A 20375-nucleotide genomic window follows, 5' to 3' on the forward strand; every position below is an offset into this window, starting at 1 on the left:
CGCATGATGCTCCGCCCCCGCTGGATTCTCGCGCTCCTGCTCGCCCTCGCCGTCGCGGCCGGCTTCGCGGCGCTCGGGCGCTGGCAGCTCGAACGCGCCGTCGCATCCGGTGTGGTCGTCGAGAAGAGCACCGAGACCGTGAAACCCCTCGCCGACGTCGTGACTCCCGGAGGCGCCCCCCGTGACGCGGCGACCGGCCAGCTCGTCACCGTCGACGGCAGCTACGTGCCCGGCGACGAGCAGCTCATCAGCGACCGGTCCAACGACGGGACCTCCGGCTACTGGGTCGTGAGCCACTTCATCGTCGGTGCGGCAGGCACGGGGAACGGCGCGGGCGCGAGCATCGCGGTCGCCCGCGGCTGGGCTCCGGACGAGGCGACAGCCCGGTCGACGATGGAAGGCCTCGCGTCGGCCCCGGCCAACCAGGTCGTCACCCTGGCCGGCCGGTTCCTCCCGACCGAAGCCCCCGTCGTTCCCGCAGACGGCCGTGACCCGCACGGCATGACGACGGTGTCCACCGCGGCCCTGATCAACCTCTGGGCCGGCTTCGACGGCACAGCGGTCTACCCGGGCTACATCGTCGACGGGACCGCGGCATCCGGTCTCACGGGAATCGATTCGCCGGCACCGCTCACGGATGTCTCCCTCAACTGGCTGAACATCTTCTACGCCATCGAGTGGGTCGTCTTCGCCGGCTTCGCCGTGTTCCTCTGGTACCGCCTCGTCCGGGACGCCTGGGAGCGCGAGGAGGAGCTCCGCGAGGAAGCGGCGATATCCGCCGGTTAGAATTGGCGCATGCCACTCGAACCCAAACGCGCTGATATCCCCAGCATCCCGGGGGCGTTGAAGCTCTACCAGACGTCCTCGATCATCACCGGCGTCTTCCTGCTGCTGCTCTGCGCCGAGGTCATCCTCAAGTTCGGCTTCCAGTACGAGCTCGAGCTCGGCGGCCCGTACGGGCTGCTCGTCCCGCGCGACACCGTCACCGCGTTCAATCTGAGCACCGCGATCCTGATCATGCACGGCTGGTTCTACGTGTTGTACCTGTTCGCGGACTTCCGGCTCTGGAGCCTGATGCGCTGGCCGTTCAGCCGGTTCCTGCTGATCGCCCTCGGCGGCGTGATCCCCACCCTGTCCTTCTTCCTCGAGGGCCGCGTCGCCCGCGAGGTCCGCGCCTGGCTTTCCGCCAGGGCACTTTCCGACGCCGAGGGTGCGGAGGCCCGTTCATGACTGCAGTTGCCGACCCGACCGTGGTCGTGACTCCGACGGAGGCGTCCGGCATCGACCGACCCGTGCTCGTGGTGGACTTCGGCGCCCAGTACGCCCAGCTGATCGCGCGCCGCGTGCGCGAGGCATCCGTCTACTCGGAGATCGTCGCACACTCGATCACCGCTGCGGAGGTCGCCGCGAAGAACCCGGTCGGGATCGTGCTGAGCGGAGGACCCTCGAGTGTCTACGCCGAGGGCGCCCCGACCTTCGACCCCGCGATCTTCGACCTCGGTATTCCCGTGCTCGGCATCTGCTACGGCTTCCAGGTGATGGCGACCGCCCTCGGCGGCGAGGTCGCCCACACCGGGCTCAGCGAATACGGGTCGACCCCCGTGACGGTCGCGAGCGGCGACAACGTCCTCCTCGCCGGGCAGCCGAACGAGCAGACCGTGTGGATGAGCCACGGTGACTCCGTCTCCCGCGCCCCTGCCGGCTTCGCGGTGCTCGCCTCGACCGGCTCGACCCCGGTCGCCGCGTTCGCGAACGACGAGCGCCGCCTCTACGGCGTGCAGTGGCACCCCGAGGTCAAGCACACCGAATTCGGCCAGGACGTGCTCGAGAACTTCCTGCACCGCGCCGCCGGGATTCCCGCCGACTGGAACAGCGGCAACGTCATCGCCGAACAGGTCGCGAAGATCCGCGCCCAGGTCGGCACCGGCAAGGTCATCTGCGGGCTCTCCGGCGGCGTCGACTCCGCCGTGGCCGCGGCGCTCGTGCACAAGGCCATCGGCGACCAGCTCGTCTGCGTCTTCGTCGACCACGGCCTGCTCCGCCAGGATGAACGCCGCCAGGTCGAGGAAGACTACGTCAAGGCCACCGGCGTGCGCCTCGTCACCGTGGACGTACGCGAGCAGTTCCTCGCCGCGCTCGAGGGTGTCAGCGACCCGGAGACCAAGCGCAAGATCATCGGCCGCGAATTCATCCGCACCTTCGAGCAGGCCCAGGCCGAACTCATCAGGGAGGCCGCGGAGAAGGACGGCGACCCGATCCGCTTCCTCGTCCAGGGCACCCTGTACCCAGACGTCGTCGAGTCCGGCGGCGGCAGCGGCACCGCGAACATCAAGAGCCACCACAACGTCGGCGGCCTGCCGGAAGACCTGAAGTTCGAGCTCGTCGAACCGCTCCGCACCCTGTTCAAGGACGAGGTGCGTGCGATCGGCGCCGAACTGGGTCTGCCGCCCGAGATCGTGCAGCGCCAGCCGTTCCCCGGTCCAGGCCTGGGCATCCGCATCGTCGGTTCGATCACTTTCGAACGGCTCGAACTGCTGCGGCACGCGGATGCGATCGTGCGCGCCGAGCTGACCGCCGCCGGCCTCGACGGGGTCATCTGGCAGTGCCCGGTCGTGCTGCTCGCGGATGTCCGTTCCGTCGGCGTCCAGGGCGACGGCCGTACGTACGGTCACCCGATCGTGCTGCGCCCGGTCTCCTCTGAGGACGCGATGACGGCCGACTGGACCCGCCTGCCGTACGACCTGCTCGCCCGCATCTCCAACCGCATCACGAACGAAGTGGATGGCGTCAACCGCGTCGTTCTCGACGTCACGTCGAAGCCGCCGGGAACCATCGAGTGGGAGTGAGCGCTCCCCGCTGAGCGACTCCCGCTGCAGCACGAAAGAAGCACCCTCGTCGTCGAGACGAGGGTGCTTCTTTCGTAACCGGGCGAAGGCGGTGCGTTTCCGGTGCGCTCCGGGTGGCGATCACCGGAACGTGACAGCTGTCATGGGGCAGCGGTGACAGGAGGGACTTCCGGCGTCGTGGCATCCGCGTGAGGATGAGTGGGAAGCGTCGACGGGAGCCGCTTCGGCTCTCCGTCGTCTCCCGCGGAGGCCTCCTCGCGGCGGCAGCCGGCCGGGCATTCCGGTCGGGGCGTCGTCCCCGGACGAAGGTGACGCCCATGGATTCCACGGTTCCGGAAACACGCGGGTTCGATGATGAGCCGCGCTCGCCGGGCGCTGTGCCCCGGAGCGTCCCTGCCGAGGAATCCGCACCGCGGCACCGCATCCACTCCGACGGCGATGAGATCGCCGCGGAGGCCATCGTCCTGTTCCGGAACGCCGCGGCCCGGCCGCGCGTCGAAGCCGTGTACACCGGCGCGGACGGCTGGGTCGACGTGCCGGGACGCGCCGTGTTCACCCGTGCGCTCGCGGATCACTACCGGCAGGCGGGCGTCGCGATGGTCCGGTTGGCCTGGCGGTTCCGCACCCGCACCTTCTCGATGAGCCGGGCGACCGCGCGGCCCGGCGGGCCGGACGGGCAGTGGCGCGTCGAGGCTTCGTCCTCCCGGCACTGACCGCCCGGGCGTTGGTCGGGACTTCTGGGCAGATCCCCACCCCGTTCGGGGGGTTTTTCGCTGTCGGTGTTTGCTAGAGTCCATACGCGACCTTCCACTTCACAACTGCCGTGATCGCGGGCAGTCGTCCGACGTCGGGAGGGGGCAGGGATGAGCTTCGACACCACCCAGCCCGCACTTCCCGCACCGGTGAAGGGGCAGGGCTCGCAGATCCGGGTGTTGCTCGTCGAGGATCACGTCCTCCTGCGCACGGCGCTCCAGGCCGTCTTCTCGCTCGAAGCCGACATCGAGGTCGTTGCCGCGATCGGCGACGGCGCCGAGGTCCTCTCGACGGTGCGCCGGACCGCTCCCGATGTCATCGTCCTCGACATCCACCTGCCGACGATCGACGGCCTGGGGCTGTTGCCGCTGATCCAGGCCGCCGACCCGCGGGTGAAGGTGCTGCTGCTCGCGAGCCATCCGCGCCCCGGTGACGTCCGCCGCGCCATCCAGGGCGGCGTGGACGGCTTCCAGCACACGGACCTCGCCTCAGAGCGCCTGATCGCGGTCATCCGGAAGATCCGGGCCGGCGAACGCGTGGTCGACCCGCAGCTCGCGATCAACGCGATGATGCACGGAGAATCACCGCTCACCGCGCGGGAGACCGAGGTCCTTTTCCTCGCGGCGGGGGGACGGAGTGCCCCAGAGGTCGCACGCGCCCTGCACCTGAGCCCTGGGGCCGTCCGGAACTACCTCTCGGCGGCATCCGCCAAGCTCGGGGCGAGCAACCGGTCAGAGGCGATCCGCATTGCGACAGACAAGGGCTGGATCTGAGCCGGCCTCCGGCTCTGCGACCCCTGCCTTAACGACGTGAAGTCGGAGATCTTCCTGACGAAAATCTCCGACTTCACAGTGTGTGCGGCGATGTCCTGCTCTCGCCAGGGTGCGAGCGAGCTAGTTTCGCGAGATCGCGAAGAGGCGGAGCAGCTCGACGTAGAGCCAGACGACAGTCACCATGATGCCGAACGCGCCGGACCAGCCGTACTTGCGGGCGACCCGGTTGTTGACGCCACGCTGGATGAAGTCGAAGTCGAGCACGAGGGAGTACGCGGCCATGAGCACCGCGAGGATTCCGATCGCGACGCCGAGCGGGATGCCGAAGATCTTCACGTTGCTGCTGAGGCCGAACGGGCTGTCGACGGCGCCGAAGGCGACGAGGCCGAAGTTGAGCATCGAGAACACGAAGTAGCCGACCATCGCGATCAGGAAGACCTTGGTCGCGCGCTTCGAGGCGCGGATCTTGCCGCTTGCGAACAAGGCGAGGGTCACACCGACGACCACGAGGGTCGCGAGCACGGCCTGGACGACGACGCCAGGGTAGATGGCCTCGAAGATGTACGAGATACCGCCGACGAAGAGGCCTTCCGCTGCGGCGTACGCGAGGATCAGGCCCGGTGACGGCTCCTTCTTGAAGGCGTTGACCAGGCCGAGCACGAGGCCGGCGATCATGCCGAGGAACGGCAGGAACGGCATCGTGGGAGTGAGCAGCCAGCTGGCCGCTGCTGCGACGAGCAGAAGGGCGAAGCTCAGCGTGGTCTTCACGATGGTGTCTTCGTAGGTCATCCGGCCGGTGTCCTGCGAGCCTGCGGACGGCGCTTCGTAGATGCGCTGCAGGTCAGCTTCGGTCAGGCCGTTCGCTGCCGCGGATCCTTGTGCGGCAAAGGCGGGATTGCGCGAGAATGCGGGGTTTGAGGATGCCATGTTCCTAAGATCTCAATCAGCTCGGGTATTGTCAACGCCGGGGATCCGGCACTACGCCGGTGGGCGTTTCTGAGAGTCTATTCAGCCCTGCTGGGCGTCTGCCTTGTAGATCCTGAGGGGTTGTCCCCGGTGTCGCCTGTTCCGGCCGTTTCGCCGGCCGGCGGCGGATTGAGCCGCGCCCAGCGTCGCCGTGCGAGAGCGCGGGCGACCCACGCCGCGGCGATCACGGTCACCGAACCGGCCACGTCTCCGACCCAGTTCTGCGACGAGTTGTGCAGCGACAGCTTGAGGGCGAAGCTCACGACGACGGGGGCGAGCAGCACGAGGTAGCTGATCCCCGGCCGGTGCCGCACGAACAGCCAGCACGCGAGGAGTACGGCGAACGCGCCGGTGAAATCGGGGCCGGCCAGGAGCGTGAGCGCGGCGATTTCCGCGGGGAGGATCACCAGCAGTCGCCGCCAGAGGGCCCCGGGCAGCGCGAGCCAGCCGAGCAGCTGCACGGCGGGCCCGATGGCGAGGAAGAAGAGACTGTAGGTGCTCGTGAGGTTCGTCGCGGCAACGCCGAGGGCGATGGCAGAGACTCCGAGCGTGAGGCGGGCGCGATACACCGCCGGCGAGTGGCGCCGGGTGTCGGGTTCCCTCCAGAGTGTCATGGCTTCGAGTCTGCCAGCAGCGCGTATGGTCAGGGAATGCAACCGATCGTGATCGGTCACCGCGGGGCGAGCGGTTACCGGCCGGAGCACACCCGCGGCGCCTATGAGCTCGCGGTTGCCCTCGGTGCGGACGCGGTCGAACCCGACGTCGTCGTCACCCGCGACGGCGTGCTCATCGTGCGTCACGAGAACGAGATCTCCGCGACGACGGATGTTGCGGCCCATCCCGAATTCGCCGCTCGCCGCACCCGGAAGGTCATTGACGGCATCCGCATGACGGGCTGGTTCACCGAGGACTTCACCTGGGCCGAGCTGCGCACCCTGCGAGCTCGCGAACGGCTGCCGGCACTCCGCAAGGCCAGCGCGTCCTTCGACGGCCGATTCCCGCTGCTGCGGTTGCGCGACGTGTTCAAGCTCATGGACCGGGTGTCCAGCCGGGCGAGGCGCCCGGTCGGCGTCGTCGCCGAGATCAAGCACGCGAGCTATTTCGAGTCGATCGGCCTCCCTGTCGACGAACTCTTCGCCGCCGAGGTGAACACCGCCGGCTGGAACGCCGGCGACGGGCGGCTCACGATCGAGAGTTTCGAACGCACCCTGCTCGACCAGGTCTACGCACGCGGCATCTATGGGAAGCGGATCTTCCTGCTCGAGGCGACGGGGAAACCGGCCGACCAGGTGCGCCTGCTCGGCCGCTCGGCCCCCGACTACGCGGACTACCTGACCGACCAGGGCCTCTACGGGCTGAGCGGTCTCGTCGACGGCGTCAGCGTGCCGAAGTCGCTCGTCCTCGAGATCGGGGCGGACGGACACGTCACGGGAGCTTCCGATCTCGTCGACGCCGCCCACGCCGCCAACCTCGAGATCTACTGCTGGACGCTGCGCCCGGAGAACGTGTTCCTTGCGAAGACCTTCCAGCGCGGGCGGTTCCGCGCCGACTTCGGTGACTGGCAGACCGAGTTCCGCACCATCATGGGCACCGGGATCGACGGGGTCTTCGCCGACCACCCCGACCTCGCCGTTGCGGTCCGTGACGAACTCGCCGCAGAGGCCCGCGAAGACCGCTGACCCGGGCGGCCGCCGGTCGACGTGCCTCCGGTCGACGTGCTGCCGGCAACGCCGGCATGCGGCCGGGTGCCCCTGCCGGTGTCAGGGGCACCGCTTAGACTTGGAGGCGAGATGATGACGCCCTTCGACCCGGACAACACCCCCGCACGCACTTCTTCGGCAACGCCGATAATCCTGGACGGCTATGGCGACGGCTACGGCCCCGGCCGCCCCGATGGCGAGCCCGGCCAGCGGCAGAGTCCCCTGCTCGACGGGCTCAACCCGCAGCAGCTCGAAGCCGTCGAGTACCGCGGGCCGTCCCTCCTCATCATCGCGGGTGCGGGCAGTGGCAAGACGAGCGTGCTGACCCGCCGCATCGCGAGCCTGCTCGAGACCCGGGAGGCCTACCCGAGCCAGATCCTCGCGATCACCTTCACGAACAAGGCCGCCGCCGAGATGCGCGAGCGGGTCAAGGTCCTCCTCGGCGAGGGTTCAGAGGGCATGTGGATCTCGACCTTCCACTCCTCCTGCGTCCGCATCCTGCGTCGCGAGGCAGAGAGCGCCGGCCTCTCCTCGAGCTTCAGCATCTACGACTCCGCGGACACCAAGGTCACCCTCAAGCGCATCATCAAGTCGCTCGACGCCGACACGTACGGATTCACGCCCGGCAACGCCGCCGCGAAGATCTCCAAGCTCAAGAACGAGCTCGCCGACGTCGATTCCTACGCCCGCAACGTCAACCTCAGTGACCCGCAGGAGGTCATGTTCATCGAGATCTTCCGCCAGTACACGCAGCGCCTGCGTGCGGCGAACGCCCTCGACTTCGACGACCTGATCGGCGAGACGGTCTACCTGTTCCGCGCCTTCCCCCGCGTCGCCGCAACCTACCGGCGGCGCTTCCGGCATATCCTCGTCGACGAATACCAGGACACCAACCACGCCCAGTACTCGCTCGTACGCGAACTCACGCTACCCGTCACCGCAGAGCTCGCCGACGAACTCGAGGCGACCGGCGTGCACGTGCGCAACCTGCGCGAGCCGACTGGCGGCATCCCCGGTGCCTCCCTCACCGTCGTCGGCGACTCCGACCAGTCCATCTACGCCTTCCGCGGCGCCGACACCCGCAACATCAGCGAATTCGAACGGGACTTCCCCGGCACGAAGGTCATCCTGCTCGAGCAGAACTACCGCTCGACCCAGAACATCCTCTCGGCGGCGAACGCCGTGATCGGCCACAACTTCGACCGCAAAGACAAGAAGCTGTGGAGCGCGGGCGGCGACGGCGAGAAGATCGTCGGCTACACCGCGTACAACGGTCACGACGAGGCCCAGTTCGTCGCGGACGAGATCGAGACGCTGCACGGGGCCGGCATGGCGTACCGGGACATGGCCGTGTTCTACCGCACCAACGCCCAGACCAGGGCGCTCGAGGAGATCTTCGTCCGCGCCGCCGTGCCGTACCGGGTCGTCGGCGGCACCAAGTTCTACGAGCGCGCCGAGATCAAGGACGCGCTCGCCTACCTGATCGCGGTCGCCAACCCCGACGACGAGCTCGCCCTGCGGCGCATCCTGAACACCCCCAAGCGCGGCATCGGCCCCGCAACGGAGACCGGGCTCGGCAGCTTCGCCGAGGCCAACCAGATCAGCTTCCGCGAGGCGATGCGCGATTCCGCGTCCCTCGGACTCGGCCAGAAGGTCACCGGCGCGATCCTGCAGCTGGCCGGCGTGCTCGACGAGGCCGCCCTCAAGATCGACCCGGCGTATCCCGGCGGGCCGGTGAACGTCTCCGAGCTGCTGACCTTCGTGCTCGAGGGCAGCGGGCTGCTCACGGTGCTGCGCAACAGCCGCGACCCCCAGGACGAAGCGCGGGCGGAGAACATCGAGGAACTCGTCGCCCAGACGAAGGACTTCAACCGGGAGAACCCCGACGCCGGCCTCGTCGACTTCCTCACCCAGGTCTCGCTCGTCGCGGCAGCGGACGACCTCGACGACGCCTCGGGCACCGTCTCCCTGATGACACTGCACACCGCGAAGGGCCTCGAGTACGAAGCCGTGTTCCTGACCGGGGTCGAGGAGGGGCTGCTGCCCCACCAGATGTCGGCGAACGAGCCGGGCGGCCCCGCCGAGGAACGCCGCCTGTTCTACGTGGGCATCACCCGGGCCCGGCAGCGCCTCTACCTCTCGCTCGCGATGACCCGCGCCCAGTTCGGCGAGATCAACGTGGCCATGCCGAGCCGTTACCTCCAGGAGATCCCGGCCGCGCTGATCGACTGGAAGCAGTCGCCCGGCATGGCCAACTCCCGGAACGGCACCCAGTCGCGTGCGCTCAATCGCAGGGACGGCTTCGGCGGCGGCTTCAACTCCACCCGCAGCGGTTTCAGCGAGCTGCCGCCCGCCCCGAAACCGAAGACCGAGTGGGCGAACGCCGTCACCCAGGTCCGCGACAACGGCGACCTCGAGCTCGCGGCCGGCGACCGGATCCGGCACTCGAGCTTCGGCGACGGGCGCGTCAACCAGGTCACCGGCGAGGGCACCAAGCGGGTCGCACACGTCCAGTTCGATACGGCGGGCGCAAAGAAGCTCCTGATCAAGATCGCGCCGATCGAGAAGATCTAGTGTCGGAGGGACTCCTCGAACGGGTGCGTTCGCTGCGCGCGCTCGACATCGAAGTGGCCGTGCGAGCGAGCCTCGCGATGGCACTTCCACTGGTGCTCCTCGTGGTCTGGGGGCGCCTCGACTGGACCGCCTACGCGTCCTTCGGTGCGATGACGGCGCTCTACGGCCGCAACGAGCCCTACCGGCTCCGTGCCCGCACCATCAGCATCGGCGGGGGATTCCTGCTCGTGAGCATCACCCTCGCGCTCATCGTGGCCATCGCCGGTGCGAGCCTTCCCCTCCTGACCGCCGGCCTGCTGTTCGTCGTGGCCGCCGGCATCCTGATCGCCGCGACCGCCGGGCTCGTGCCCGGCACCCCGCTGTTCTTCGTGTTCGCGTTCGCGGTCTGCGCCCAGGTGCCGACGCCCGCGGCGGAATTCGGACCGCGGCTGCTCGTGGCGGTGTGCGGTGCGGTCTTCGCCTGGTTGCTGACGATGTCCGGCTGGACGCTCCGGCGGCTCTCGGGGGACCGGTCTGCCGTGCTGTTCAAAGGTCTGCCGCGGCGGCCGCGCCTCTGGCCGCGGGCCGTCACCGATCCGCAGGTCTGGCTGGCGATCCTGCAGAACGTCGTGGGCGTGCTCATCGCCGGCGGTCTGGCGATCGCCGCCGGAATCGGGCACCCCTACTGGGCCGTTGTCGCCGTCGTCGCCGTGCTGCCGCCGCCCCGGGCGGCCCACTCGATCTCCCGGGCCGTGCACCGCGTGGTCGGGACCGCACTGGGCGTGGTCGTGACTGGCCTCGTGCTGTTGCCTGGGCCATCCGTCGCGTGGCTCGTGGTCGTGATCGCGGTCAGCCAGTTCGGCGCCGAGATCCTGGTCGGCAAGCACTACGGCGCCGCGCTGCTCTTCATCACCCCGCTCGCCCTCTCCGTCGTGCACCTCAGTAGTCCCGTTCCGGTGCCCGCCCTGCTCGTCGACCGCATCGTCGAGACCGCACTCGGGGCGGCGGTCGCGATCCTGCTCGTGCTGCTCTTCCGGTTCGGCTCCGGAAAGCGGACCGGCGCAGCAGCATAGGCGGCAGGTGAGGCGGATTTCATAGCCGGCACATAGGCTTCCGAAAGGCTCCCCATCGGAAGCGGCCCGATGCTCGGAACATGAGCCTCGACACCAGACCCCTGCGCCTCCAGCAGCGTCTCCCCGAGACGACGCACACCCGCCGTCAGCCCGCCCCACGCGTCAACCCGAACTACCCGAGACGGATGCGCCTCGCCGACACCCTGCAGGTGCTCTGCATCGTCTCGGTCGCGCTCGCCGTCGCCCTCTTCCTCGGCTCCGGTGGGGCCGCCCGCTTCGGCACCCCCGCGGACGCCCTCACCTCGATCGGCATCGTCACCGGCCTCGTCGGCACCGACCTGCTGCTCGTGATGACACTGCTCGCCGCCCGGCTGCCCGCGATCGACCGCGCCTTCGGCCACGACAGCGCCATGGCGCTGCACCAGTCCCTCGGCAAGCCGGCCCTCTACCTGATCCTCGCCCACGCGGTCTTCCTCATCATCGGGTACGCCCTCTCCAGCGAGGTCAACGTGTTCGCCGAAACGTGGAACATGCTCACCCAGATGCCGGACATGCTCCTGGCCTTCATCGCGCTCGGGCTGCTCGTGTTCGTGGTCGTCACGTCGCTCGTCATCGTGCGCCACAAGCTGCCATACGAGGTCTGGCACATCGTGCACCTGCTCTCGTACGTCGCCGTGCTCGCCGCACTGCCGCACATGCTGACCGCCGGTACGGTCCTCGTCGCCGGCTCGCCGCAGTGGTACTACTGGCTCGCCCTCTACGTCGCCGTGGCCGGATCTATCGTGGTCTACCGGGTGGTGCTCCCGATCGTGCGGTCGCTGCGCTCCCGGCTCGTCGTGGCCGGCATTGATCGTGAGGCGCCCGGTGTCGTGTCGATCCGCCTCACCGGCCGCCGGCTTCACCACCTGCAGGCGACCGCAGGCCAGTTCTTCATCTGGCGGTTCTGGACGCCCGGGCAGTGGTGGCAGGTGCACCCGTTCTCGCTCTCCGCCGCGCCGGCCCACAACTCCCTCCGGGTCACGGTGCTCGCCCTCGGCGACGGTTCGACCGACCTCGCCTCGGTGCCGGTCGGGACCCGGGTGAGCTTCGAAGGCCCGTACGGGTTGTTCACCGACCGGGCCAGGACGAGCCCGCGGATCGTGCTCGTCGCCGCAGGCATCGGCGTCGCCCCGATCCGGGCGCTCCTGGAAACGGCGACATTCGCGCCGGGCCAGGCGACCGTGCTGTTGCGCTCGCACTCCGTCGCGGACAGCTACCTCGTCGACGAGATCGCCGAGCTCTGCCGCGTGCGGGGAGCCGAGTTCCGGATCATCGCGGGCAAGCGTGCGCCCGGAGCCCACAGCTGGCTGCCCGGTGACGCCGTCAACGCGCGGATCTCCCTCAGAACCCTCGTCCCGAATCTCAGCGAATCGGACGTCTACATTTGCGGTCCACGGCGGTGGACCGACGAGGTCGTGCGGGATGCCCGCTCGGCCGGTCTACCCACGCAACAGATCCACTTCGAAAGGTTTGACTGGTGAGAAAACGAGCAGCGGCTGCGGCCGCAACAGCGTCCCTGTCCGTACTGGCAATCGGGTGGCTGGTCGGAACACCGGCCGTCGCCTCCCTGCAGAACACCCTGGGCGGATCCGCGACGGATGCGACGGTGTCTGCCGCCGCATCCGCCCCGGCCGTTTCGACCCCCACAGCCACGGCCACGGCGCCGGCGGTCGCCACCGCGACTCCGACCGCGACCGCGACGGCTACCCCGGCCGCGGCCGCCCCGGCGGCCGGCGTCACCGGAACCTTCACCGGTTCCGTCGTCGCCACTCGGTTCGGGAACATGCAGGTCTCCGCCACGATCGCGGCCGGCACGATCACCGACGTCACTGCGCTCCAGCTGACCGACAAGGATTCCAAGTCGGTCCAGATCAGCAACCGGGCCGCCCCCGTGCTCAAGGCCGAAGTGTTGAAGGCACAGTCCGCCGCGGTGGCGAATGTGAGCGGCGCGACCTACACGACCCAGGGGTACCTCACCTCGTTGCAGGCGGCGCTCGACGCTGCCGGGTTCTAGCCGAGGGCATCCGTTTCGCCGGGCAGAGGGGAACCTGTGAACTCGTGCAGCGCACATTGGCGACGCACAGGTTCCTCTCAGGTCCTCGATAGAGATTCATTGGATTCGCCGGGGATGCTCACCTTATGAGCCTCGACACGCGCGCACGCCCGCACCAAGCCAGGCCGCGCATCCACCCGAATTACCCGCGGCGGATGCGACTGGCCGACAGCCTGCAAATCCTCGCGGTGGTCTCGGTGGCGCTCGTCGTCGCGGTCTTCCTCGCCGACGGGGGAGCGGCCAGGATCAGCACACCCGCCGACGCCATCACGGCACTCGGAATCGTCACCGGGCTGGTCGGCACCGACCTCCTCCTCGTGATGATGCTGCTCGCCGCGCGGCTGCCCGCGATTGACAGGGCGTTCGGCCACGACAGCGCGATGGCGCTGCACCAGTCGCTCGGCAAGCCGGCGCTCTACCTGATCCTCGCCCACGCCGTGCTGCTCACCATCGGGTATGCGCTCGTGCAGCCCGCCGGGTTCTTCGACGAGGTCTGGATCATTTTCTCGTCGCTCCCGGACATGCCGCTGGCCTTCCTCGGGCTGGGCCTGCTCATCGCCGTCGTGGTCACCTCGCTCGTCATCGTGCGGCACAAGTTCCGCTACGAGGTGTGGCACCTCGTGCACCTGCTGTCCTACGTCGCCGTGCTCGTCGCGATTCCGCACCAGCTCAGCGTCGGCACCCTGTTCCGCGAGGGATCGCTGCAGCGCTACTACTGGCTCGCCCTGTATGCGGGCGTTGCCGGGTCCATCATCCTCTTCCGCTTCATCGTGCCGATCGTGCGATCGCTGAGGGCCCGCCTCACCGTGGTCGGAGTCGACCAGGAGGCCCGTGGGGTCGTCTCGATCCGCCTGTCCGGCCGGCAGCTGCGCAGCCTCAGGGCGAAGTCCGGCCAGTTCTTCATCTGGCGGTTCTGGACCCCCGGGTTGTGGTGGCAGGCGCACCCGTTCTCGCTCTCTGCCGCGCCCACCGGCTCGTCCCTCCGCATCACCGTCCGCGGGCTCGGCGACGCGTCTTCCACGCTCCCGCGCGTGCCCGTCGGCACCCGGGTGAGCTTCGAAGGCCCGTACGGGCTCTTCACCGACTTCGCCCGCACCTCGCCGCGGATCGTCCTGATCGCCGCGGGCATCGGAGTCGCCCCGATCCGCTCGCTTCTCGAGACCGCCACGTTCGCACCCGGGCAGGCGACCGTGCTCCTCCGGTCGAGCACCGTCGACGACACCTACCTCGTCGATGAACTCGCCGCCCTCTGCCGCGCCCGTGGCGCCGAACTGCGCATCATCGCCGGCAAGCGCGCCCCGGGAACCAGCAGCTGGCTCCCCGGCGACGCGGTCCAGGCCCGGATCACCCTCGCAACCCTCGTGCCCAAGCTCCGCGAGGCCGATGTCTACATCTGCGGGCCACGCAAGTGGACGGACGAGGTCGTGCGGGACGCCCGGTCGGCAGGCTTGCCGACCCGGCAGATCCACTTCGAAAGGTTCGACTGGTGAGGGCCCGCGCAGTCAGCCTGGCCACCCTGGCGTCCCTGTCCGTGCTCGCAGTCGGGTGGCAGGTCGGCGCCCAGGCGAACGCCTCGATGCAGGCGCTCTCGGCGCCGCAGGCCGCGCCCGCGACGATCCCGGCTCCGAGCGCCGGCCCGGCAACGCCGACGCCGGCCGCCTCAGCACCGGCAGTGTCCGGTCCGGCGACGACGTCTGCCGGTTCAACGACCACGGTGCCGACAGCGGCGGCGCCCGCTCCGGCCGCGCCTGCCCCTGCGGCGCCTGCCCCGGCGGCCCGACCGACGGGGACCTTCACGGGATCGTCCGTGCAGACCCGGTTCGGCCCCGTTCAGGTCTCCGTCACGATCGCCAACGGCACGATCACCGAGGTCACAGCCCTGCAGCTGACCAACGACGGCGGCCGCTCCGTCGCGATCAGCGCGCAGGCCGCCCCGATCCTCCGCTCCGAGGTGCTCTCCGCCCAGTCCGCGAAGGTCAGCAACGTCAGCGGAGCCACGTACACGACGAGGGGCTACCTCACCTCGCTGCAGGCTGCGCTCGACACGGCCGGGTTCTAGATCGTGCACCCGGCAGGGGGCGCCGCTAGCGTTGGCGTCATGGACGCGCAGACCTTCGAGACCATGGGCACCGTCGTGAGCCTCCGCATCGGCAGCACGGCACGCGGCGGCGCCATGCGTGACGGCGGCCTCGGTGACGGCGGGACCCGCGCCGTCACCGAGGCCGCCGCCCCGGACGCGGCCCTCGCCGCCGTCCGCACGGTCTTCACCCGCTGGGACGAGCGTTTCAGCCTGTACCGGCCCGACTCGGAGATCAGCAGGATCGCGCGGGGGGACATTCGTCTCACCCAGGCGAGCGCCGAGCTACGGGACTGCTACGCGATCGCGCTCGACTGGCGCGACCGCACGGACGGCGTATTCACGCCGCACCGCGCCGACGGCGTGCTCGACCTTTCCGGGGTCGTGAAGAGCCTCGCGATCGCGGAGGCGGGGGAGGCCCTGCGGGGTCTCGGACTCTCGGAGTGGTCGGTCAATGCGGGCGGCGACCTGCTCGTGAGCGGCGACCAGTCACCGGGCCAGGACTGGGTCGCCGGAATCGTCGACCCGGCAAGCCGGCATGAACTCCTGGCCTCCGTGCCGCTCGTCGCCCCGGTGCGGGCCGTCGCGACCTCGGGAAGTGCCGAGCGCGGCGAGCACATCTGGACCAGCGCGGGCGGCGGACCCTCGCCGTACCGGCAAGTCAGCGTGATCGGTCTCGACATCGTGACCGTCGACGTGCTCGCCACCACGATCATCGCGGGCGGCGAGGCGGCACTGGGCCGCAGCATCGAGACCTTCCCGATCGAGGTCCTCGCGGTCCTGCGGGACGGTTCGCTCGTCGCCACAGCCGGGCTTCGCTCCGGCCAGAGCTGAGCCGCCGGAGGGTTCCCGAGGGTTCCGGACGGTTCCGCACCGATTTCCACCGGTTGTGCACAGGGACGACCCGGCCCTTGTCGGTGGCGGGGCGGGAGCGTACCGTTGCTCGCGCGGGGGCACCCAGCGGGGGACGTCCCTCTTCCGACGAGGAGGCAGCCACAATGAGAATTGACCCGGACGGGCTCTGGCCACGGCGAACGGACTCCGGCAGCGACGGTCTCGACGAAGACCGCGACATCGACGACGTCGAGCTCACCCTCGAGGAGGACCTGGTCCCGGAAGACGACCCGGACGATGATCTCGACTGGTCGATCGACGCTGACGACCGCGTCGTCGACCAGGACGACGAGGACGAGGACGACCGCGGTGTCGACGAGCACAGCATCATCGACATCGATGATGCCGAGGAGTTCGACGACGTCGACGACTACGAACGGTAGACCGGGACGCACCGGGGACCGCAGAGCCTGAACCCGCCGTCCAGGCCGTGCCCGGCTCGGGCATGGCTGGACGGCGGCGGGCTCGGCGCGTGCCGGCTCAGCTCGGGCGGAGCAGGCGGTGGTCCGGGTCGAGGGTGCCGAGCAGGCTGCCGCAGATCTCGGAGAGTTGGCTGACCTGACCGGGCGTCAGGGAATCGAAGACGACCGAGCGCACCTCCTCGACGTGGCCGGGCGCGCTCGCGACGACCTTGGCCCAGCCGGCCTCGGTCAGCTGGGCGATCGAGGTGCGGCCGTCGCTCGGCGAGGCGCACCGGGTGAGCAGGCCCTGGACTTCGAGCCGGGCGATCACGTGCGACAGGCGGGACAGCGACGAGTTCGTGCGTGCGGCGAGCTCGCTCAGGGCGAGGGAGCGCTCAAAGCTCTCCGAGATCATCGCGAGCACGTAGTACTCGAAGTGGCTCAGCCCGGCATCCCGTTTCAGCTGCGTCTCGAGTCGCCCCGGCAGGAGCATGGTCACGGCCATCAGGCGCAGCCAGGCCTCGCGTTCGTCATCTGTCAGCCAGCGCGGTTCGGTCATGCCGAGAATTCTACCGGTTAACTTGACGGTTCAACTAAAGAGTCGTAGTCTTTAGTTGTTGCTTCAAGTAATTGTGACGGGAATCCCGCCGGAGGCAGCATCCATCTGACACTCTTCCGGAGGAAAAACAACTATGACGAACATCACGATCATCGGCAGCGGCAACATGGCTCGCGGCATCGGCACCCGTGCCGTCGTCGCCGGAAGCGGCCTCCAGATCCTTGATCGCGACCCGGCCAAGGCTGCGTCCCTCGCCGCCGAGCTCGGCGCCCAGGTCACTTCGGGCACTCTCACCAGCCCGCTCACCGGTGACATCGTGGTGCTCGCGCTCCCGTTCGACGCAGCCAAGGAAATCGTCACCACCCTCGGTGCCGCCCTGTCCGGCAAGACCGTGATCGACATCACCAACCCCGTCGACTTCAGCACCTTCGACTCCCTCGTCGTCGCCCCCGGCACCTCCGCCGCCGAAGAACTCGCAGCGCTCGCCGCGCCCGGAGTGACCATCGTCAAGGCATTCAACACGACCTTCGCCGGTGCCCTCGTCGCGGGCACCGCCGCGGGCCTCCCGCTCGACGTGTTCATCGCCTCCGACTCCGACGAGGCGAACGCGACCGTCTCCGCCTTCGTCACCGCCGCCGGCCAGCGTCCGATCGTCGTCGGCCCGCTGCGTCGTGCCCGCGAGCTCGAGGGCTTCCAGTTCCTCGTGATGACCCTGCAGGCCAACCCGGCCTTCGAGGACTTCAACTGGAACACCTCGCTCAAGGTGCTCGTCTAACCGATTGATCCCCGCCACAGCCAGCGCCCGCATCCGCGGAGCGCTGGCTGTGGCGTCTCTTGGCGGGTCGGGGACCTAGGCTGGGCCCGTGACCTCCCGAGACCCGTTGCCGAGGCGCCGGGCTGTCTGGTATCTCGTGGCTGCCGCCGCGGGAGTCACCGCCGGGGCGCTCGCCCGGCTGCTGTTCGCGGTGCTTCCCGCGCCCTGGGACACCCTCGCGAACACGAGCGCGCTCTGGGGCCTCGTGCCGTTCCTCGTCACCGCCGGGTTCCGGGTGCACGGCAGGGCCGCGGCCGGAGTCGGGGCGGTCGGCCTGCTGACGATGGTCTCCGTGTGGGTGCTCCTGGCGCCGCAGCCGGCTCCGCCGCGCATCCTGCTGCTGTGGGGCGCCGTCGGCGTCGCCGCAGGGGCGTTGTGCGGATGGGCCGGCGCGCTGGCCAGCAGCCCCCTCGCGGGGCAGCGGATCGTTGCCGCGGCGATCATCGGAGGGCTCGTCCTCGGCGAGGGCCTGTACGGCATCGTGCTCATCGGCGGCCCGCAGTGGTGGTGCGAGGCCCTTGCCGGAGCCGGGTTCGCCGTCGCCTGGGGCGTGACACTGCCGGAACGGATGCGCGCGCTCGGCGCCGCGGCGCTCGTCGCGGCCGCGCTGTTCGCGGCCTTCCTCGGCTACGACGCGATCGCGGCCGGCTGAGGCTACTGGACCTGCGTCGAGGCCCGACGACGTGCCTGGATCCGGCGCACAAGCACCGCGATGCCGCGCCAGCCGACCAGGAACAGACCGAGCACGATCGCCGTCACGACGATGAAGCTCGGCTGAACGCCCTGGCCGCTCACGACCCGGAGCAGCAAACCGCCCGCGACCGTCCAGAGCCAGACACCGAGCCCGGTGTAGACGATCCGCTGCGGGGCGTGCCAGGCGCGCATGATCAGCCAGCCGATCGTGAGGCCGCCGAGGAACGGCCACCAGGTCGCCAGCACGCCGAGCAGGTCCTCGCCGTGGCTCGCGCGGCCGATCGCCGCGAAGACGAGCACAAGGGCGGCGTCGATGCCCGCCGCGAGCAGAGCGGATGCTGGGAGCGTGCGTGGTGAGGACATGGCACCAGCCTACGGTCAGACCGAGGTGCCGATCAGGCCGCCGATCGCCCAGGTCACGCCGAGGGCGAGCAGGCCTCCGACGAGGACACGCGAGATCGCGCGGCCGCGGGGGCTGCCGCCGAGGTAGGCGCTCAGCCAGCCGGTGACCACGAGGGCGACCGCTACGGCCAGGAACGTGGCAGGCAGCCGCCACGCCGGCGGTGGCAGCAGCACAGCGAGAAGCGGCAGGATCGCACCGACGGTGAACGCGAGCGCGGATGCGAACGCCGCGTGCCACGGGTTCGAGAGTTCCTCGGTGCCGATGTGCAGTTCCACCTCGAGATGCGCGGCGAGGGCGTCGTGCGCGGTGAGCTCGTCGGCGACGCGTCGGGCCGTCTCCACGCTGAGCCCCTTGGCCCGGTACATCTCGGCGAGCTCGGCGAGTTCCTGCTCCGGCAGGTTGGCGAGCTCCCAGCGTTCCTTGGCGATCAGGGTGCGCTCGGTGTCGCGTTGGCTGCTCACCGAGACGTATTCGCCGAGGGCCATCGAGATCGCCCCGGCGAGGAGGCTCGCGACTCCGGCGATCAGGATCGCCGCGGAATCCGGCGTGGCCGCGGCGACGCCGACGACGAGTGCGGCGACGGAGACGATGCCGTCATTCGCGCCGAGCACACCGGCGCGCAGCCAGTTGAGCCGTTCGGCGTGGCCGGGGGCGTGCGGTTCGATGCCGTGGTCGAGTTCAGTCATGCCGGAAGTCAAGCAGCCCCAGGGCTTTCGCGCTACTCGCGGAGGCGCGGGACCGCCCTGATCCTGTCGTCCCCCTGTCCGCCGTCCCGATCGTCCCCGCCCCGACCGTTCGTGGTGCGTCGATCCCGTACGTCGCATTGCCGCGCCGGGCCGTCGTGCTGGAGGATGGACTCGTGATCCTCGTGGTCGTGCTCACTCTCGCGTCCGCGCTGTCCTATGGCGTTTCGGACTTCTTCGGAACCCTCGGCGCACGGCGGTTCGGAGTGATGCCCGCGACAACCCTGACCTACCTGTGGGCGACGGTCGCGCTCGTCGCGGGCCTGTTGGTCGTGGGCGGGACCTGGTCGGAGGGCGCCGTGTTCTGGGGTGCGGTCTCGGGGGTGGCGGCTGTTGTCGGCTTCGTGCTGTTCTACCAGGCGCTCACCGTGGGTCCCGTGAGCGTGCTCTCCCCGGTGATCGGCCTCCTGGTCGCCGGTGTGCCGGTCGGCGTCGCGACCGTGGGCGGCACGCGGCTCTCTGGTGCGGCCTGGATCGCCGTCGGTCTCGCCCTCGCGAGCGCGGTGCTGGTGTCGACCTCGCGCCGCGACGGGAGCGTGCGGGTGTCCCGGCAGGCCTGGATCGTCGGTATCGGTTCCGGGATCGCGTTCGGCCTGTCCGTCGTCGCGCTCTCCTTCGCCCCCGGATCCGCCGGTCTTGTCCCGGCGTTCGTGGAGATCGCACTCGGTCTCCTGCTCCTCCTGGTGCTCGGGATGTGGCGCCGCAGGTCCGCCGGCCGGCGCCCGTTCTCGCTGGGTCCGCTTCGGTCGGCCGGGCCGCGCTGGATCGCCGGGAGCATGGTCGCCGGCGTGTTGCTCGGCATCGGGGACGCCCTCCTGCTCATCGCCCTGTACTCCGGCAACCTCGCCGTGGTCGGCGTGCTGGTCGCCCTGTATCCGGTTGCGACGATCCTGTTGTCGATCGCGGTCCTCGGGGAACGCCTCACGCTGCCGCAGTCCATCGGCGTCGGCACCGCCCTCGCCTCCTCCGCCCTCTTCGCGCTCGGCTGATCCCCGCATCCGCCCGCCGGGCCGACGACGGCTCCGGCCGAACGCG

Annotated in this window: 22 protein-coding genes; 17 read left to right on the forward strand and 5 right to left on the reverse strand. The window is 69.7% G+C overall.

From position 1 onward, the window contains the following. Positions 1-3: 3 nt before the first annotated feature. The 5 genes from E3O39_RS06350 (at position 4) to E3O39_RS06370 (ending at position 4372) form a co-directional block, all read left to right on the forward strand. On the forward strand, positions 4-786 hold the full coding sequence (locus E3O39_RS06350; RefSeq protein WP_166787421.1) for an SURF1 family cytochrome oxidase biogenesis protein: 783 nt from the start codon (positions 4-6) through the stop codon (positions 784-786). Positions 787-795: 9 nt separating this feature from the next. Beyond that, positions 796-1230, forward strand: coding sequence for a DUF3817 domain-containing protein (locus E3O39_RS06355; RefSeq protein WP_134449946.1), 435 nt, complete (start codon positions 796-798; stop codon positions 1228-1230). Further along, a complete protein-coding gene (gene guaA, locus E3O39_RS06360) occupies positions 1227-2846 on the forward strand; it encodes a glutamine-hydrolyzing GMP synthase (protein ID WP_134449947.1) in 1620 nt (539 codons plus the stop codon). Before E3O39_RS06355 ends, guaA begins: the two co-directional genes overlap by 4 nt. Before the next feature lie 317 nt (positions 2847-3163). Next, on the forward strand, positions 3164-3559 hold the full coding sequence (locus tag E3O39_RS06365; RefSeq protein WP_134449948.1) for a hypothetical protein: 396 nt from the start codon (positions 3164-3166) through the stop codon (positions 3557-3559). Between the two features lie 150 nt (positions 3560-3709). After that, positions 3710-4372 carry a response regulator transcription factor gene (locus E3O39_RS06370; RefSeq protein ID WP_134449949.1) on the forward strand — a complete coding sequence of 221 codons (663 nt, stop codon included), beginning with the start codon at positions 3710-3712 and terminating at the stop codon, positions 4370-4372. Positions 4373-4492: 120 nt separating this feature from the next. Here E3O39_RS06370 and E3O39_RS06375 read toward each other — a convergent pair whose 3' ends face one another. Further along, positions 4493-5299: a Bax inhibitor-1/YccA family protein gene (locus tag E3O39_RS06375; protein WP_134449950.1), complete on the reverse strand. Its 807-nt coding sequence runs from the start codon at positions 5297-5299 to the stop codon at positions 4493-4495. Between the two features lie 77 nt (positions 5300-5376). Beyond that, on the reverse strand, positions 5377-5952 hold the full coding sequence (locus E3O39_RS06380; protein WP_134449951.1) for a hypothetical protein: 576 nt from the start codon (positions 5950-5952) through the stop codon (positions 5377-5379). A gap of 36 nt (positions 5953-5988) precedes the next feature. Between E3O39_RS06380 and E3O39_RS06385 the strand changes: the two genes are divergently transcribed. From E3O39_RS06385 to E3O39_RS06430, 9 genes are all read left to right on the forward strand, one after another. Next, a complete protein-coding gene (locus tag E3O39_RS06385) occupies positions 5989-7017 on the forward strand; it encodes a glycerophosphodiester phosphodiesterase family protein (RefSeq protein WP_134449952.1) in 1029 nt (342 codons plus the stop codon). 114 nt (positions 7018-7131) lie between these two features. Then, positions 7132-9612 carry an ATP-dependent helicase gene (locus E3O39_RS06390; RefSeq protein ID WP_134450081.1) on the forward strand — a complete coding sequence of 827 codons (2481 nt, stop codon included), beginning with the start codon at positions 7132-7134 and terminating at the stop codon, positions 9610-9612. After that, complete coding sequence (locus E3O39_RS06395) at positions 9612-10664, forward strand: FUSC family protein (protein ID WP_241975339.1); 1053 nt, start codon at positions 9612-9614, stop codon at positions 10662-10664. The genes E3O39_RS06390 and E3O39_RS06395 overlap by 1 nt, the downstream gene beginning before the upstream one ends. Before the next feature lie 80 nt (positions 10665-10744). Beyond that, the gene (locus tag E3O39_RS06400) at positions 10745-12184 is read left to right on the forward strand and encodes a ferric reductase-like transmembrane domain-containing protein (RefSeq protein WP_241984990.1); all 1440 of its coding nucleotides are present in this window, start codon (positions 10745-10747) and stop codon (positions 12182-12184) included. Further along, a complete protein-coding gene (locus E3O39_RS19270) occupies positions 12181-12717 on the forward strand; it encodes an FMN-binding protein (protein ID WP_198413388.1) in 537 nt (178 codons plus the stop codon). Before E3O39_RS06400 ends, E3O39_RS19270 begins: the two co-directional genes overlap by 4 nt. A gap of 125 nt (positions 12718-12842) precedes the next feature. Next, positions 12843-14246, forward strand: coding sequence for a ferric reductase-like transmembrane domain-containing protein (locus E3O39_RS06415; RefSeq protein ID WP_241984991.1), 1404 nt, complete (start codon positions 12843-12845; stop codon positions 14244-14246). Continuing rightward, positions 14243-14815, forward strand: coding sequence for an FMN-binding protein (locus E3O39_RS06420; RefSeq protein WP_241975336.1), 573 nt, complete (start codon positions 14243-14245; stop codon positions 14813-14815). Before E3O39_RS06415 ends, E3O39_RS06420 begins: the two co-directional genes overlap by 4 nt. A gap of 39 nt (positions 14816-14854) precedes the next feature. Then, positions 14855-15667 carry an FAD:protein FMN transferase gene (locus E3O39_RS06425; RefSeq protein WP_241984992.1) on the forward strand — a complete coding sequence of 271 codons (813 nt, stop codon included), beginning with the start codon at positions 14855-14857 and terminating at the stop codon, positions 15665-15667. A gap of 164 nt (positions 15668-15831) precedes the next feature. Further along, positions 15832-16110, forward strand: coding sequence for a hypothetical protein (locus tag E3O39_RS06430; RefSeq protein ID WP_134449955.1), 279 nt, complete (start codon positions 15832-15834; stop codon positions 16108-16110). A gap of 97 nt (positions 16111-16207) precedes the next feature. On the opposite strand, the gene E3O39_RS06435 is transcribed toward E3O39_RS06430, so the two are convergent. Further along, entirely contained in the window at positions 16208-16687 is a 480-nt protein-coding gene (locus E3O39_RS06435; RefSeq protein WP_134449956.1) for a MarR family winged helix-turn-helix transcriptional regulator, read from the reverse strand. 133 nt (positions 16688-16820) lie between these two features. Here E3O39_RS06435 and E3O39_RS06440 point away from each other — a divergent pair, with 133 nt between their 5' ends. Both E3O39_RS06440 and E3O39_RS06445 read left to right on the forward strand, forming a co-directional pair. Then, positions 16821-17462, forward strand: a complete 642-nt coding sequence (locus tag E3O39_RS06440; protein ID WP_134449957.1) for an NADPH-dependent F420 reductase — start codon at positions 16821-16823, stop codon at positions 17460-17462. An 88-nt stretch (positions 17463-17550) separates the two neighbouring features. After that, positions 17551-18153, forward strand: a complete 603-nt coding sequence (locus tag E3O39_RS06445; protein WP_134449958.1) for a DUF6518 family protein — start codon at positions 17551-17553, stop codon at positions 18151-18153. A 2-nt stretch (positions 18154-18155) separates the two neighbouring features. Here E3O39_RS06445 and E3O39_RS06450 read toward each other — a convergent pair whose 3' ends face one another. Further along, positions 18156-18557 (reverse strand): DUF3054 domain-containing protein, encoded by a 402-nt coding sequence (locus tag E3O39_RS06450; RefSeq protein WP_134449959.1) that lies wholly within the window; start codon positions 18555-18557, stop codon positions 18156-18158. A gap of 15 nt (positions 18558-18572) precedes the next feature. Next, entirely contained in the window at positions 18573-19283 is a 711-nt protein-coding gene (locus tag E3O39_RS06455; RefSeq protein WP_134449960.1) for a VIT family protein, read from the reverse strand. A gap of 173 nt (positions 19284-19456) precedes the next feature. On the opposite strand from E3O39_RS06455, the gene E3O39_RS06460 reads away from it, so the two are divergent. Beyond that, positions 19457-20329 carry an EamA family transporter gene (locus E3O39_RS06460; RefSeq protein ID WP_134449961.1) on the forward strand — a complete coding sequence of 291 codons (873 nt, stop codon included), beginning with the start codon at positions 19457-19459 and terminating at the stop codon, positions 20327-20329. The last annotated feature ends 46 nt before the right edge of the window (positions 20330-20375 follow it).

Origin of the sequence: Cryobacterium sp. MDB2-A-1 (genome assembly GCF_004402675.1) — a bacterium.
Classification (GTDB): domain Bacteria; phylum Actinomycetota; class Actinomycetes; order Actinomycetales; family Microbacteriaceae; genus Cryobacterium; species Cryobacterium glucosi.